This is a genomic window from Mesorhizobium sp. M4A.F.Ca.ET.090.04.2.1 (genome assembly GCF_003999085.1).
GTDB lineage: Bacteria > Pseudomonadota > Alphaproteobacteria > Rhizobiales > Rhizobiaceae > Mesorhizobium.
Genome location: NZ_RZOT01000072.1, coordinates 1 through 14994, shown reverse-complemented (window position 1 = coordinate 14994; position 14994 = coordinate 1). Strand labels below are relative to the sequence as shown.

12 protein-coding genes and 1 pseudogene are annotated in these 14994 nt (G+C 63.5%); 5 read left to right on the top strand and 8 right to left on the bottom strand.

Annotated features, from left to right (window positions below):
- The first annotated feature begins 66 nt into the window (after window positions 1-66).
- Window positions 67-363: an AlpA family phage regulatory protein gene (locus EN781_RS07920; protein WP_127399894.1), complete on the top strand. Its 297-nt coding sequence runs from the start codon at window positions 67-69 to the stop codon at window positions 361-363.
- Here the strand turns inward: EN781_RS07920 and EN781_RS07915 are convergent.
- The 5 genes and pseudogenes from EN781_RS07915 to EN781_RS07895 all read right to left on the bottom strand — a co-directional run bounded on the left by EN781_RS07915 (window position 317) and on the right by EN781_RS07895 (window position 5985).
- Window positions 317-1571, bottom strand: a pseudogene (locus EN781_RS07915) (tyrosine-type recombinase/integrase). The gene EN781_RS07920 and the pseudogene EN781_RS07915 sit on opposite strands and share 47 nt — an antisense overlap.
- A 292-nt stretch (window positions 1572-1863) precedes the next feature.
- Window positions 1864-3426, bottom strand: coding sequence for a glutamine-hydrolyzing GMP synthase (gene guaA, locus EN781_RS07910; protein ID WP_126056379.1), 1563 nt, complete (start codon window positions 3424-3426; stop codon window positions 1864-1866).
- Window positions 3427-3481: 55 nt separating this feature from the next.
- The gene (locus EN781_RS07905) at window positions 3482-4138 is read right to left on the bottom strand and encodes a 5'-methylthioadenosine/S-adenosylhomocysteine nucleosidase (RefSeq protein ID WP_127399893.1); all 657 of its coding nucleotides are present in this window, start codon (window positions 4136-4138) and stop codon (window positions 3482-3484) included.
- Window positions 4139-4141: 3 nt separating this feature from the next.
- Window positions 4142-4600, bottom strand: a complete 459-nt coding sequence (locus tag EN781_RS07900; protein WP_126056380.1) for a PaaI family thioesterase — start codon at window positions 4598-4600, stop codon at window positions 4142-4144.
- A 95-nt stretch (window positions 4601-4695) separates the two neighbouring features.
- The gene (locus tag EN781_RS07895; RefSeq protein ID WP_126056381.1) at window positions 4696-5985 is read right to left on the bottom strand and encodes an RsmB/NOP family class I SAM-dependent RNA methyltransferase; all 1290 of its coding nucleotides are present in this window, start codon (window positions 5983-5985) and stop codon (window positions 4696-4698) included.
- Between the two features lie 331 nt (window positions 5986-6316).
- On the opposite strand from EN781_RS07895, the gene EN781_RS07890 reads away from it, so the two are divergent.
- A complete protein-coding gene (locus EN781_RS07890; RefSeq protein WP_126056382.1) occupies window positions 6317-6994 on the top strand; it encodes an MIP family channel protein in 678 nt (225 codons plus the stop codon).
- Window positions 6995-7072: 78 nt separating this feature from the next.
- On the opposite strand, the gene katG is transcribed toward EN781_RS07890, so the two are convergent.
- Window positions 7073-9268 carry a catalase/peroxidase HPI gene (gene katG, locus EN781_RS07885; RefSeq protein ID WP_126056383.1) on the bottom strand — a complete coding sequence of 732 codons (2196 nt, stop codon included), beginning with the start codon at window positions 9266-9268 and terminating at the stop codon, window positions 7073-7075.
- A gap of 140 nt (window positions 9269-9408) precedes the next feature.
- On the opposite strand from katG, the gene EN781_RS07880 reads away from it, so the two are divergent.
- The gene (locus tag EN781_RS07880; protein ID WP_126056384.1) at window positions 9409-10317 is read left to right on the top strand and encodes a hydrogen peroxide-inducible genes activator; all 909 of its coding nucleotides are present in this window, start codon (window positions 9409-9411) and stop codon (window positions 10315-10317) included.
- Here EN781_RS07880 and EN781_RS07875 read toward each other — a convergent pair.
- Window positions 10280-11239: a DMT family transporter gene (locus EN781_RS07875; RefSeq protein ID WP_210213461.1), complete on the bottom strand. Its 960-nt coding sequence runs from the start codon at window positions 11237-11239 to the stop codon at window positions 10280-10282. The two genes, EN781_RS07880 and EN781_RS07875, sit on opposite strands and share 38 nt — an antisense overlap.
- A gap of 480 nt (window positions 11240-11719) precedes the next feature.
- Window positions 11720-12460, bottom strand: a complete 741-nt coding sequence (locus EN781_RS35175; RefSeq protein ID WP_245492558.1) for a hypothetical protein — start codon at window positions 12458-12460, stop codon at window positions 11720-11722.
- Between EN781_RS35175 and EN781_RS34175 the strand changes: the two genes are divergently transcribed.
- On the top strand, window positions 12429-13514 hold the full coding sequence (locus tag EN781_RS34175; protein ID WP_245492557.1) for a hypothetical protein: 1086 nt from the start codon (window positions 12429-12431) through the stop codon (window positions 13512-13514). The two genes, EN781_RS35175 and EN781_RS34175, sit on opposite strands and share 32 nt — an antisense overlap.
- A gap of 107 nt (window positions 13515-13621) precedes the next feature.
- Window positions 13622-14994 (top strand): hypothetical protein (locus EN781_RS07865; RefSeq protein ID WP_210213460.1); only part of this gene is annotated, 1373 nt, incomplete at its 3' end.

Genomic DNA, 14994 nt, shown 5'->3' with positions numbered 1-14994 from the left:
CGCCCTTTACATCCTCGCCAGCTATCGGCAGCAATCGTTCTGCGACACGAGGAAAGGTAGGCCGCCATGACTGATCCCAGGGAGGCTACAATAAAGCGGACGATCCGCCGTAAGGAGCTACGTGAAATCGTCCCTCTGGCTGACAGCACAATCTATGAAATGGAGCAGCGCGGGCAATTTCCGCGACGTTTCGCTCTTACCCCCCGTTGCGTCGTGTGGGATTTGGCCGAGGTTGAAGCCTGGCTCCATGCGCGCAGGGCAGCACCAATTCCCCGAGCCAGCCCTCCAGATGTGCGTTTGAGAAAGACCGCTCCTGTCAAAGCGCTGGATCGGGCTCAAAGACCGTCATCATCGGGGGCATAAGGACGACGGGGCGCTTCCTTCCCTCGACCCAGGCTTCCACTGCATCGGACCATTCTTGCATCATGTGGCGGCGCTGAACTTCGTATTCCGCCTTGTTGTAGACACCGCGGGAGGAGCGACCGTCCTCGTGAGCCAGGCATTTTTCGATCCAGTCGCTGGTGAACCCTAGTTCGTTCAAAAGTGTAGAGCCCGTGCGCCGGAGATCGTGCACGGTGAATGGCTCGAGCGGCAGGCCTTCCTTCTTCGCCAGTTCGGCCACCGCATAGGTCACACGATTGAAGGTTGCGCGCGCCATTGGCGCGTCCGCGTCGTAGCGGGATGGCAGCACGAAACGAGAGTTCCCCGAGCAGGTCTTGAGCGCAACAAAGATGTCGAGCGCCTGGCGTGATAGATAGACGTTGTGGGCCTTCGATCGCTTCATCCGTTCCTTTGGAATGGTCCAGACCGCATTCTCGAAGTCAACCTCGTCCCAGGTTGCGTCCTGAAGTTCGCTTTTTCGAACCATCGTGAACAGGATGAGGCGAAGGCCAAGGCGAATGGTGGGCAGTGTTGCGACCTTCTCCAGTATCTTGAGCATGACGCGGATTTCAGTTGGGGAGAGCGAGCGATCTCTCGGGACAAAGTGAGCAATCGATGCCGGCCCTACGTCGTCGGCCGGATTGGACACCTTCTCGCCATGGAGAATGGCGAAGCCGTAAATTTGCTTGAGGATATCACGGACGTGGATCGCCGTTGCCGGCGCTCCACGCTCGACGATCTTGGCACATTGGGCGCGAAGATCGTCCGGTGTGATTTCGGTCAGCAGCCTATTGCGCCAAACCGGCAGGAGTTCGCGTTCGTAAATTGACCGGCGCATTGAGCGAGTGCTATCCGCCATTGATGCCATGGTCAGCCACTTCTCTCCAAACTGACCAAAGCTCTTTGCTTCTTTCAGTCGCCGTTTGTCGCGCTGCTTCTCGATGGCTGGAGAGCGACCTTCTCTAACCGCTCGACGTGCATCGAGGCATTTTTCCCGGGCTTGGAGCAGGGAGATCCCATCGCGCCCGTACTTGCCGAGATAGACGGTCTCCCTCCGGCCATTGAGCCTGTAATCCAGACGAAACGAGATCGTGCCGCTAGGCATGACGCGGACATACATCCCGTCACGATCCGCCACCTTGTATTTTCTGCTTTATTTTCAATGCCTTGATTGCGGCGTCCGTCAGCATCCCGACTGCCTTTCCAAAAGTACCGTCACGGGTTTTTTGAGGGCTTTTGGCGGAACTTCTTCTTAATTTTCATAGCCTTAGCCTGAAAAAAGTACCGTCATCAGACCTCTATGACGTGACGGTACTGTCGAAAATTCATCGTGGCAATATGTCGGAGGTCCGGCAGCCAGTCCGGCAAGGCCGAACAATGCACGCCGATAGGCAGCGAAAGCTGCTGGCAAAAATTATTTTTAATTTCAGTTAGTTAGATCGATTTTTGGCGTAATTTCGGCGAGGTTCGGATAGACCTGAATCATTCCCACTCGATCGTGCCGGGCGGCTTCGACGTCACATCGTAGACGACGCGGTTGATGCCCCGTACCTCGTTGATGATGCGGGTGGCGGCGGCGGCAAGGAAGTTCATGTCATAGTGGTAGAAGTCGGCGGTCATGCCGTCGACCGAGGTGACGGCGCGCAACGCGCAGACGAATTCGTAGGTGCGGCCGTCGCCCATCACGCCGACGGTCTGCACCGGCAAGAGCACGGCGAAGGCCTGCCAGATGGCGTCGTAGAGGCCGGCCTTTCGGATCTCGTCGAGATAGATGGCGTCGGCCTCGCGCAGGATCTCAAGCTTCTCGCGAGAGATGCCGCCCGGGCAGCGTATGGCAAGGCCGGGGCCCGGGAACGGATGCCGGCCGATGAAGCTCTCGGGCAGGCCGAGCTCCTTGCCCAGCGCCCTCACCTCGTCCTTGAACAATTCGCGCAGCGGCTCGACCAGCTTCATGTTCATGCGCTCTGGCAGGCCGCCGACATTGTGGTGTGACTTGATCGTCACCGACGGGCCGCCGGAGAAGGAGACGCTTTCGATGACGTCGGGATAGAGCGTGCCCTGGGCCAGGAAATCGGCGCCGCCGAGCTTCTTGGCCTCTTCCTCGAACACTTCGATGAAGAGCCGTCCGATCGTCTTGCGCTTCTTTTCGGGATCGGCCTCGCCTTCCAGCGCCGAGATGAAGCGGTCGGACGCGTCGACCAGGATCAGCGGCAAATTGTAGTGCTGGCGGAACATCTCCACCACGCTCGCCGCCTCGTCCTTGCGCATCAGGCCATGGTCGACGAGGATGCAGGTGAGCTGATCGCCGACCGCCTCGTGGATGAGAAGTGCGGCGACCGAGGAATCGACGCCGCCCGACAGCGCGCAGATCACCTTGCCCTTGCCGACCTGCTTGCGGATCGCCTCGACGGCGTGCTCGCGATAGGCGCGCATCGTCCAGTCGCCCTCGATGCCGGCGATGTTGTGGACGAAGTTCCTGAGCAGCCTGGCGCCGTCCGGCGTATGCACCACCTCGGGATGGAACATGATGCCGTACATCTTGCGCTCGACATCGCCGAAGATGGCGAAGGGCGAGCCTTCGGACCTGCCGAACACCTCGAAGCCCTTGGGGAGCGAGATGACGCGGTCGCCATGGCTCATCCACACCTGGTGCCGCTGGCCGGGCGCCCACAGGCCCTCGAACAGCGGGCTCTCCTTCTCGATCTCGACGAAGGCGCGGCCGAACTCGCGATGGTTGGAGCTTTCGGCGACGCCGCCCATCTGCACACAAAGCGCCATCTGGCCATAGCAGATGCCGAGCACCGGCACGCCGGCCTCGAAGACGATCTGCGGGGCGCGCGGGCTGCCGATATCGGTGGTCGAGGCCGGGCCGCCAGACAGGATCACCGCTTTGGGATTGACGCGCTCGAAGGCCGTCTCGGCCGACTGGAACGGCACGATCTCGGAAAAGACGCCGGCCTCGCGGATGCGGCGGGCGATGAGCTGCGTGAACTGGCTGCCGAAGTCGACAATCAGGACGGTGTCGGAGCGATTGGCTGTTTTCATGGCGAGCGTTTAGAGAAAGAAACGAGTCGGCGCAATGGGTTGCGAGGCGTCCGGTTCAATCCGACGGCTTCGCCGCGCCCAGGCTGACCGTGCCGGAAGCGATCGCCTGTTCCAGAAGGCCGACCGCGCCGGCCAGTTTCTCGTCGATGACGTGCAGGTATTCCGTCCAGTCGCCGACATGCCTGAGGTCAGCCGCGCCATCGGAAATGCCGCGCAGGCCGGCGAGTGGCACGCCGAACAGCTGGCAGGCGCGCAGGCAGGCGAAAGTTTCCATGTCGACCATGTCAGCGGCGATCGCATCATAGGCAGCGCCGGAGATGATCGCGCCGCCGGTCGACAGCGACGCCTCCCTGATGCCGGGGATCCTTAGCGGCAAGGGCACGGTGACCGGCAGGTCGAGAAACGGCGTGGCACCCTTCTCGAAGCCCAAAGGCGAGGCGTCGATGTCGCGATAGGCGACCGAAACCGCCTGATAGATCTCCGCCTGCTCCAGCGTGCGGCTGCCGGCCGAGCCGAGCGAGACGACAAGATCCGGCAGCGCCTTCCCCCCCCTCAGCCGGGCAAGCTCGGCGCCCAGCCTGACCCCGGCCTCGACCGGCCCGACGCCAGTCATCAGCGGCGTGAACAGTTTTCTGAGATGCGGACCGTATTCGGCCTGCGCGGCCATGACGAAGAGAACGTCCCTGCCCGCGATCCGCACAGCGCTTGCCATGGATTATCCTTCGATCCCGTCCCGTCCGACGACCGTCATCATGGTGCCGGTCATGGTGGCGATCAGCTTGGCCTCGCCGTCGGCGGCGAAGGCGTAGGCCTGGCCGTCGGCGACGATGATGGTGCGGCCTGGCTTGGTCACCGAGCCGCGGAACAGGAAGCGCTCGCCCCTGCCCGGCGCCAGGAGATTGACCTTGAACTCTATGGTCAGCACGCTGGAATTCTGCGGCAGCAGCGAGAAGGCAGCATAGCCGCAGGCCGAGTCCAGCGCCGTCGAGATGACGCCGGCATGCAGGAAACCATGCTGCTGGGTGAGCGCGGCCGAGTAGGGCATCTCGATCTCGATGATGCCGGGTGTCACCAGGGTCAGCTCGGCGCCGATGGTCGTCATCGCCTGCTGCCGGGCGAAGGATGTGCGGACCCGGTCCTCATAGTCAGGAGCGGGTACGATCTTTGCTGCCATGGCTGTCGCCTTCATTTCCTGGGAAAGCTTATTGCAGAGGCACGCCGCGCAGGCAATCTCTTATGTTGCAGTGCAGCAATGCCGGCACCCCTGCCTCAACCCGCCCTGTGCAGCGCGCAGACATAGAACCCGTCGGTGCCGCTCAGCGCCGGCGACAGCGAGATACCGCCGCCGGCGCCGATGCGCGCGGCGGCTTCATGGCCGGGAAAGCGGCCGTCCCAGAGCTTGCGGTGGTCAACAGGCGCGAACTCACCATGGCGGGCGCGGAAATCGGCCACTTGCTCGCCATTCTCGGCGTCGAACACCGAGCAGGTGATGTAGACCAGCAAGCCACCGGGTTTGACGAAGGCCTTGGCCGCGTCGAGGATTTCCCTTTGCTCGCCCCGGCGCTGGTCGAGCTGTCTTTGCGTCAACCGCCATTTGGCGTCGGGGCGGCGCCGCCAGGTGCCGCTGCCAGTGCAGGGGGCGTCGACCAGCACGATGTCCATATGGCCAGCGAGCGGGCCCAGTTCGGCGGGTTTGCTGACGATCTGGATGTTTCGGTTTTCGGACCGGCGCATGCGGTCGAAGATCGGCGCAAGCCGCGCCTTTTCGGCATCATGGGCAAATATCTGGCCGCGATTGTCCATTTCGGCCGACAGCGCCAGCGTCTTGCCGCCGGCGCCGGCGCAATAGTCGAGCACCTGCATTCCGGCCTCGGCGCCGGCCAGCGTCGCGACGATCTGCGACCCTTCGTCCTGGACCTCGAACCAGCCCTTCTGGAAGGCGGGTTCGGCCTGGACGTTGGGGTGCCTGCCGTCGCCATCGATCGGCGGGATGCGGATGCCTTGCGCGGCAATGCTCGCGGCAGCCGCGCCCGTGCCGTTGAGTTCGGCCAGCACCTTGCCGCGATCGGCCTGCAGCGTGTTGACCCTGAGGTCCAGCGGCGGGCGAGCGGCGAGCGCCGCCCCTTCCGCGACCCACGTCTCGCCGAAAGCCTGCCCGAACAGCGGCACACACCAGTCCGGAATGTCGGCTCGTACCGCGTCCGGCGCATCGGCCGGGCGGCGATCGGCCGCCGCCATCAGTTCGGTGTCGCTGAGCAGCGGCGGCGCGAACCTGTCGCCGTCCAGCGCATCGTTCAGCGACTGTGCCGTCTGGCCCCATTCGAGCAGCAGGGCGCCGAAGCCGATTGCGCGCGGGGTGTCCTCGCCGAGCAGCCAGCCGGCGGAACGCTTGCGGCGCAGCGCGTCATAGACGATGTTGCCGATCGCCGCGCGATCGCCGCCGCCGGCAAAGCGGTGCGACAGGCCCCAGTCGCGCAGGGCGTCGGCCACCGGCCGGTGCCGCCGGCCGATGTCTTCCAGAACCTCAATGGCCGCCGCCAGCCTTCCGCCCAGTCTCATTCCTGCTCCGTCAACCGTTGCCTTCAGTCCTGCTCTTAGAGCCTTTCCTGCTCCGATTGAAACAGTTCTGTTGCGGTGAGGCCAAAACGGCCGGTCCAATGCCATCCTGCGTACGACATACGGAACGCTTTTCGATGCAGTCGGTCCTCAGCGGAAAACAAGAACAAATCAACCGGAACATGAAATATGTCTAATATTTTTACTAACGAGTACAAGCAAGCCCGCGGGCTTAACCACTCCGCTTTCCAAGATTTCGGGTTGCGAATACTCTCTCAGCCGTGATTCGCGACGCAGTAAAGGCGGTTTTGCGGATCGATACGAGGAGAGGGCAATGAAGACTTATCTTGCGGAAGTTCTAGGCACATTCCTGTTGGTATTCATCGGCACGGCTTCTGTGGTCACGGGCGGCTTCGGCGGCGCGCTGCCGCTTGGCCAGGAAGGCATCGGCCTGGCGTTCGGCATCGGCCTCATCGCGGCGGCCTATGCGATCGGGCCGATCTCGGGCGCGCATCTCAATCCGGCTGTGACGCTTGGCGCCTTCCTCGCCGGCCGGCTGCCGGCAAAGGACGTCGTTCCCTACTGGATCGCGCAGATCATCGGCGCCATCATCGCCTCGCTGGCGCTGTGGATCATCGTCTCCGGCCAGGTCGGCGGCCACACTGGCGGTTTCGGCGCCAATGGCTGGGACGAAGCGAAATGGGGCGTCAGCTCGGCTTTCCTGTGGGAATTGATCGCAACCTTCACCTTCGTCACCGTGATCCTCGGCGTCACGGCGCAAAATCACAGCACGACCTTCGCCGGGCTGGTCATCGGCCTGACGCTGGCCGGGCTGCACTTCGCCATCATCCCGGTCACCGGCACCTCGCTCAATCCGGCCCGCTCGATCGGTCCGGCGCTGTTTTCGGGCGCGGCGGCGCTCAGCCAGCTGTGGCTGTTCATCGTCGCGCCACTGATCGGCGGCGCCATCGCCGGCGTCGTCGCCAAGGCGCGCATCTTCGAGAAGGACTGATTTTTTTTGAAGCCTGAATGCGAAAAGGCGCGGGGCTGGCCCCGCGCCTTTTTGTTGGAGTGCACGCTCTTTCGAGGATCAGGCAATCTCGAAGCGGTCGAGGTTCATCACCTTGGTCCACGCCTTGACGAAATCCTTGACGAATTTGTCCTTGGTATCGACCGAGCCGTAGACCTCGGAAAGCGCTCGCAGTTGCGCGTGCGAGCCGAAGATCAGGTCGGCGCGGGTGCCGGTCCATTTGACCGCCTTGGTCTTGCGGTCACGCGCTTCGTAGATCTCGTCGGAGCCCGACGCCGGATCCCAGACCGTCGCCATGCTGAGCAGGTTGACGAAGAAGTCGTTGCTCAGCGTGCCTGGTCTGTCGGTGAACACGCCGTGCTTCGAGCCGCCGGAGTTGGCGCCGAGCACCCTCAAGCCGCCGACCAGCACCGTCATTTCTGGCGCTGTCAGGGTCAGGAGCTGCGCCCGGTCGACCAGCAACGCCTCGACCGACAGTGGCAGCTTGCCCCTGGCATAGTTGCGGAAGCCATCGACGACCGGCTCGAGTGCGGCGAAGGACTGGGCGTCGGTCTGTTCCTGCGAGGCGTCCATGCGGCCCGGGGTGAACGGCACCTTCACCTGGTGGCCGCCGTCCTTCGCCGCCTTTTCGACCGCGGCGACGCCGCCGAGCACGATCAGGTCCGCGAGCGAGATCTTCTTGTCGCCGGTCTGCGCTGCGTTGAACTCCTTCTGGATAGTTTCGAGCTTCGCCAGTACCGTCGACAGCTTGGCGGGCTGGTTGACCTCCCAGTCCTTCTGGGGACTCAGGCGAATGCGCGCGCCGTTGGCGCCGCCGCGCTTGTCGGAGCCGCGGAAGGTCGAGGCCGAGGCCCAGGCGGTCGAGACCAGGTCGGAGACCGACAGGCCGGAGGCGAGGATCTTGGCCTTTAGCGCAGCGATGTCCCCTTCGCTCGCCAACTCGTGGTCGATCGCCGGAATCGGATCCTGCCAGATCAGCTCTTCCTTCGGCACGAGCGGGCCGAGATAGCGCACGACCGGCCCCATGTCGCGGTGGGTGAGCTTGAACCAGGCGCGGGCGAAGACGTCGGCGAACTCAGCGGGATGCTGGTGGAACCGCCGCGAGATCTTCTCGTAGGCCGGGTCGAAGCGCAGCGAAAGGTCGGTGGTGAGCATGGCCGGCGCATGGCGCTTGGACGGATTGTGCGCGTCCGGCACCAGGCCGGCGCCGGCGCCGGCCTTCGGCGTCCATTGATGGGCGCCCGCCGGGCTCTTCGTCAGCTCCCATTCGTAGTTGAAGAGGTTGTCGAAGAAGTTGTTGCTCCACTTCGTCGGCGTCGTGGTCCAGGTGACCTCGAGGCCCGAGGTGATGGCGTCGCCGGCAATACCGGTGGCGTATTTGCTCGACCAGCCGAGGCCCTGCGCCTCGATGCCGGCGCCTTCCGGCTCGGCGCCGACAAGTGCGGCATCGCCGGCGCCATGGGTCTTGCCGAAGGTGTGACCGCCGGCGATCAGCGCGACTGTCTCCTCGTCGTTCATCGCCATGCGGCGGAAGGTCTCGCGGATGTCGCGCGCCGCGGCCAGCGGATCCGGATTGCCGTTGGGGCCTTCGGGATTGACGTAGATCAGGCCCATCTGCACGGCGCCGAGATGGCCATGGAGCTCGCGGTCGCCGGAGTAGCGCTCGTCACCCAGCCACTTCGCCTCGGAACCCCAGTTCACGTCCTGCTCGGGCTCCCAGACGTCGGCGCGGCCGCCGGCGAAGCCGAAGGTCTTGAAGCCCATCGATTCCAGCGCGACGTTGCCGGCGAGGATCATCAGGTCGGCCCAGGAGATCCTGCGGCCATACTTCTGCTTGACCGGCCAGAGCAGGCGGCGCGCCTTGTCGAGATTGGCGTTGTCTGGCCAGCTGTTCAGCGGCGCGAAACGCTGCTGGCCGGCGCCGGCGCCGCCGCGGCCGTCACCGATGCGATAGGTGCCGGCGCTGTGCCAGGCCATGCGGATGAACAGCGGCCCGTAATGGCCGAAGTCAGCCGGCCACCAGTCCTGCGAATCCGTCATCACATGGTGCAGGTCCTTGATCACCGCATCGAGGTCGAGGCTCTTGAACTCCTTGGCGTAGTCGAAATCCTCGCCCATCGGGTCCGAGAGGTTCGACTGCTGGTGGAGCACGCCGAGGTCGAGCTGGTTCGGCCACCAGTCACGGTTGGTCCGGCCGGCGGATCCATGCGCCACAGGGCATTTGCCCGCGCTGTTGTCGTCGGTTTTCGCGTCCATCTTACTCTCCGATTTTTGCCGAGATTTGATTTTTCACCAGGGGCTGCCAGCGGCCGCGCCAATCTGGAACGATTCCAGACTAGGCCGGCGAGACGATAAAGACAAATTGCCTTTCCTGTTTTTTCCGATAGGATTTCCTTATGATCGGCCTCACCGTCCGGCAGATGCAATATTTCGACGCGCTGGCGCAGACGCTGCATTTCGGCCGCGCCGCCAAGCTCGCCGGCGTCAGTCAGCCGGCGCTCTCCGCACAGATCGCGGAGATGGAACAGCGGCTGGCCTGCCGTCTGTTCGAGCGCGGCGGCAAGACGGTGCGAATGACCGACGAGGCGCTGGCCTTGCAGCCACGCATCGAGCGCATCCTCGCCGATATCCGTGACGTCGAGACGACGGCCCGGCGCGGCCGCCCCGCCATGGAAGGGCGCTTCCGCCTGGGCATCATTCCCACGGTCGCGCCCTATCTGCTGCCGCATGTGTTGCCGGAATTGAGAAAGCATTTCCCGGTCCTGCAACTCGAACTGCGCGAGGCGGTGACCGCGTCGCTGGTCGAGGACACAGCTTCCGGCCGGTTGGACGCCTTCATCGCCGCGCTGCCGCTCGACCATCCCGGCCTAGTCAGCGAAGAGCTTTTCCCTGACCGCTTCTTCCTTGCCGTGCCGTCAGGCGATCCGGCCTTCGCCTCGCCGCCGGTGCCGCCGGAAAGCCCGGCGCTGGAAAGGCTGATGCTGCTGGAGGAAGGCCATTGTCTGCGCGAGCAGGCGCTGGCCGTGTGCGGCAATGTCCGTCCGGTGGCGATGGCAAGCTACGGCGCCACCAGCCTGACGACGCTGCTGCAGATGGTGGCGCATGGACTGGGCGTGACGCTCGTGCCGGAGATGGCGATGCGGCCGGCCGGCACCATCCCCGACCTCAAGATCGTCCCGTTCCAGGAACCGATGCCGCTGCGCATGATCTGCCTCGCCTGGCGCCGCAACAAGGCGCGGCATGACGAATGCGTGGAGTTGGCGAAAATCATCCGTGGGCTTGGCGAAGCTGTGCTGGCGAACTGAGAAGCGTCGTGTCCGACCGGATGTCTGCTTCTGGCGACTGGCGATCTGACCCGCGATCAACCGACTTGTCCCCATCCGTGCCATCGGGTTTCGTTCCTATCGGCCCAGTTGAAATGACAGCGGCGAGCACCATGGCAATGCCGCCCAACTGCATCGCCGATATCGTCTCGCCGAGAACCAGGACGGCAAAGACTATGCCGAGCAGGGGCTCGACATTGCTGATCATCGTGGCGCGCACAGAGCCGACAATCGGGAACGCGCAAAGGAAAGCCAACGTTCCGATGGTGGAACCGATCGCGACACCTGCAAACCCGACCCACCCCGCAACAGTCTGCGGCAACGCGAATACACTCATGAACGGAAACAGGAGCGCCAGCGTTATCGTTGCCGACACCATCATATAGAAAGCCACAGCCAGGCCGCCGGCCTGTCTCATGGCGCGGGCGCTTCCAACAATAACGAACACGCAGGTGACCGCTCCGAGAGCGGCAAGGCAAAGCCCCGTGGCATTCAAGGCGCTGAGCGAGAAACCAATGGCCAGGCCCAAGCCCGCGAATGCCGCTGTGAACGCCATCATCATTCTCATGTTCATCGCCCCGTCGCCGAGCAGCGCCGCGGCAACCCCTACCAGCAGAGGGTGCGAAAAATAGATCAGGATGACCATGTTGACGGGGATGTATTTGACCGCTCCCAGAAATCCGAACAGCATGACGGCGTAGGACACGCCGGCAACGCAGCTGACGATCAAAGATTTTCGGACTATCCAAAGGGTTTGGCCGAGCGAGACCATCAAGATCCAGGTCATTCCGACGGTTAACAGGCATCGCAGCGTTATGACGGACATGACGTTGCTGCCCCCGTCGTAGGCCAGCCTGGCGAAGCTCGGCACGACGGCTATCGCAACCGACGATAAGATGACCATGGCCGTGCCAATGGATTGGCGATGGCGAGGCGGGGCCAAAGCCCGGCTAATCTGTCGGTGATCCTTTGGAAGACTTTCAACCGCAGCCGTCATTGTCGTTCGCCCCAAATCATCCGCGCCTTCAAACCTCTTGTATCGCCGTGCAGGGATGCATCCGTGGCAGCCAGCGGGAAGCCAGCGGGATTCGATCTGTATCCGTTGTGCCTCCCGGGAATTGCGCGTTAATTGTGGAGCCAAGGGTTTGGATGACAGCGACCCAGCTGGCTGGTGGGCGTCGTGGCCGTAGAAATCACGTTGTTCGGAGACTTCGGGCTAAAGCTTGCGACCGGCCAGGATATCGACCTGCCGGGCCAGAAAGACCGTGCCCTGCTTGCGTTCCTGGCGCTATCGCCTGGCACGAACCACACGCGAGACAAGCTGGCAAACCTGTTATGGTGCGACCGAGGAGATCAGCAGGCCCGCGACAGCTTGAAACACGCCCTAACGCGCGTCCGGCACGGCCTGCAGGCATCGGCGGCATCTCCGATCGTTGCGGACCGGCGAACGGTGAAGCTCGATCCCGCCGCGGTGAAGACGGACGTCGCGACGTTCGAGCGGCTTTTGCGCGAAGGAACGCCGCAGTCGCTCCATGCCGCGGCTGCGCTCTACCGCGGGGAAATCATCGAGGATGTCCGCGTCCGAAGTCCCCCGTTCGAGGATTGGCTGCTTCTCGAGCGACGGCGCCTCCGACATCTTCTCGAAGCTGCGCTGACGAGAGCCATTGCCGATTCGATCGCCAACGGCGAATTGGGTTTTGCCGCGGAGGCCGCGCGGCGACTCCTCCTGCTTGATCCTCTCAACGAAGCGGCCAGCCGGGCAATCATGCAGGCAGAGGCCGAGGCGGGCCAAACCGTTCAGGCGTTGAGGCGGTACGAAGGACTGCGCGATCGCCTTCGCGCGGAGCTCGGAGTCAAGCCGGCGCCAGAGACAATTCGCCTCTACGAAGCCATCCGGGATCGCGCCGCTGAGGAGCCCGTTTCTGCTGTCAGCCCTGTCTTGCCTTCGACTGCGGAGATGCCGCTCCCCGAGAGGCCGGCGGTTGCCGTGCTGCCCTTCGAGAATCTCAGCGGCGATGCCGACCAACAGTATTTCAGCGATGGCATCTCCGAGGACTATCATCACCGAGCTGTCGCGGTTCAGGTCGCTGTTCGTGATCGCGCGACACTCTTCGTTTGCGTTCAAGGGCCGGCCGGTCAAGGTGCAGGAAATCGCGCGGGAATTGGGCGTGGCCTATGTGGTCGAGGGCAGTTTCCGCCGGGTGGGCGACAGGGTGCGCATCAGCGCGCAACTGGTGGATGCTGGTCGTGGCACCCAGCTATGGGCGGAAAAGTACGACTGGGAGCTTGTCGATATCTTTGCCGTTCAGGATGACGTCGCGAGGTCCGTGGCCGCGGCCGTCTGCGGGCGGGTGGACGTGGCGAGCCGGGACCGGGTCGAGCGTATGAGCCCGGACACGCTGCGGGCCTATGACCTGGTGCTGCGCGCCAAGTTCCTGACGCTTAACTATACGCGAAGCGAGAATGCGCAGGCTCGCGAATTCGCCGAGCGCGCGGCGACGCTGGATCCCAAGAGCGCTGCGGCATGCACTCATGCCGCATGGTGCCTCTTCTATGAATACATGGCCAAATGGACCCGTGACTCCGGCGCGTCGCTTCAAAGAGCTTTCGACTATGCGCAGCGCGCCGTTCTGCTCGATGAAACCGACAGCTTTGCCCATACATTGCTTGGCATAGTGCACCTGTTCAGACGGGAATTCGACCAGGCTCATACAGAAATCCTAGCCGGCGTGGCTCTCAATCCCAACGATTTCCTGGCGCGACGCTACTACGGCATGTTCCTTGCCGCGACCGGCAACGCTGAGAGCGGCATCGCTCAAATCGAGCTGGGGAGACGGCTCAATCCGTTCGATACGCGTTGGGTGCCATGGGACATGGGGATTGTCTGTTTCACAGCCCGCCGCTATCAGGAGGCGATCACCGCACTCAAGCAGGCCCGCAATCCCATCAATGAAGTGCACGGCTGGCTTGCAGCCAGCTATGCCCAAGCCGGCCTTTTGCAGGAAGCCAGATCGGCGCTGGAGCATTTCCTGCGCGTTGCGGAACAAGACATGGCGGTCTTTCCCGGCCGCAAGCTCGCCAACTGGGAGCCCTATTGGCACGGAGCTTTCGAGTATCAGGACCAGGCGGATTTCGACCACCTGTTCGACGCGCTTCGAAAGGCCGGATTGGACGACTGAAGCGAGCTACGGCAAGCGGACAATTCTGTTGAAGCATAGGCATATCCGTTGAAGCCGACCGCGGCGACACTATAGGGTCCCTGAAAAGTCGCATGGGGTTCAGGGTATTGCCGACCGACACGGCCCATGCAGCGGGGCAAGAACGACAATCGCGGATATCGCGCCGAAGCGCCTTTCGGGATGTCGCGATCGCGGTCCTGATCGGGCTTTTCGCCTTTGTCGTCTACAACGCAAACCTGCGGTCGATCCCGGCCGCCGATACCTATGCGGCGCGATATATGCCGTTCTCGATCCTGCGCGACCACAAGGTGGTGCTGGATTCCATCGTCAGGGAGGTCGCCCAGGGGCGCAAGCCGCCGGAGGCTCAAGGGCAAGTCGAGACCGCGGCCTGGATGCTGAAGGGGCCCGGCGGCCACCTGGTCTCCCTATACCCGGTTGCCGTCCCTGTCGTTGTCGCTCCGCTGTACCTTCCGGCCGTTCATTTCCTCTCGGCCAGGGGCTGGGAACCGCTGCTGTTCGACAAGGTTGCCCGGGTCATGGAGAAGCTCTGCGCCTCGCTCATGGCCGCGGGCTCGGTCATGCTTTTCTATCTGCTGCTGCGGCGCCGCTGCGAGCCGCGGACCGCCGTTTTTCTCACTGCCATCTATGCTTTCGGCACGACAACATGGGTCATCAGCAGCCAGGCGCTCTGGATGCATGGGCTGGCTCAGCTCCTTGTCATCGCGACCATGCTGTTGCTGACCGGGCCGGTCACCGCGCTCCGCGCCGCGGCAACGGGTTTTCTCTGCGCGCTCATTGCCGTCAACCGCCAACCCGATGCCATTCTGGCGGCGGGCCTCGGCCTCTATGGACTTTGGTGGGCGGGACGCAAAATCCCCCTCTACGTGGCCGCAGGGCTGATCCCAGTGGGCCTGGTGGTCGCCTACAATCTCCATTTCGTCGGCAATATCGCCGGTGCCTACGCCTTGATCGATCCGCCGGACAAGTACAGTGACGGCGTTCTGGGCGGCATTGCCGGCCTCCTGTTCAGCCCCACGCACGGGCTCTTCGTCTTTTCGCCTTTCCTGCTGTTTGTACCCTGCTTCCTGCGCCAGGTGCTGCGAGACCGGAAGATGCGCGGCCTGACCATCGCGATAGGCTGCGCCATGGTCGTCCAGGTGATCTTCTACAGCATGATAGACTGGCGCCAGGGCATGTCCTTTGGGCCGCGCTGGCTCACGGATATGGCGCCGATGCTTGTCTGGATGCTGCCGCCCGTGCTGGCGGCATTGTCGCGAGCGGGCCGGGTTGTGTTTGCAGCAGCCGCATTGGCGGCGGTCGCGATCGAGGTCGTCGGCGCGTTCTGGTACCTCGGCGTGGCGGATGCGCACGTGGTGGCGGCGCGCGGTCCCGACAGAATGCGGCCAGCATGGGACATCAACAACGCTCCCTTTATCGCCGAGCTGAAGCATCCGCCCGCGCCCATGGACCTCCTGACCCG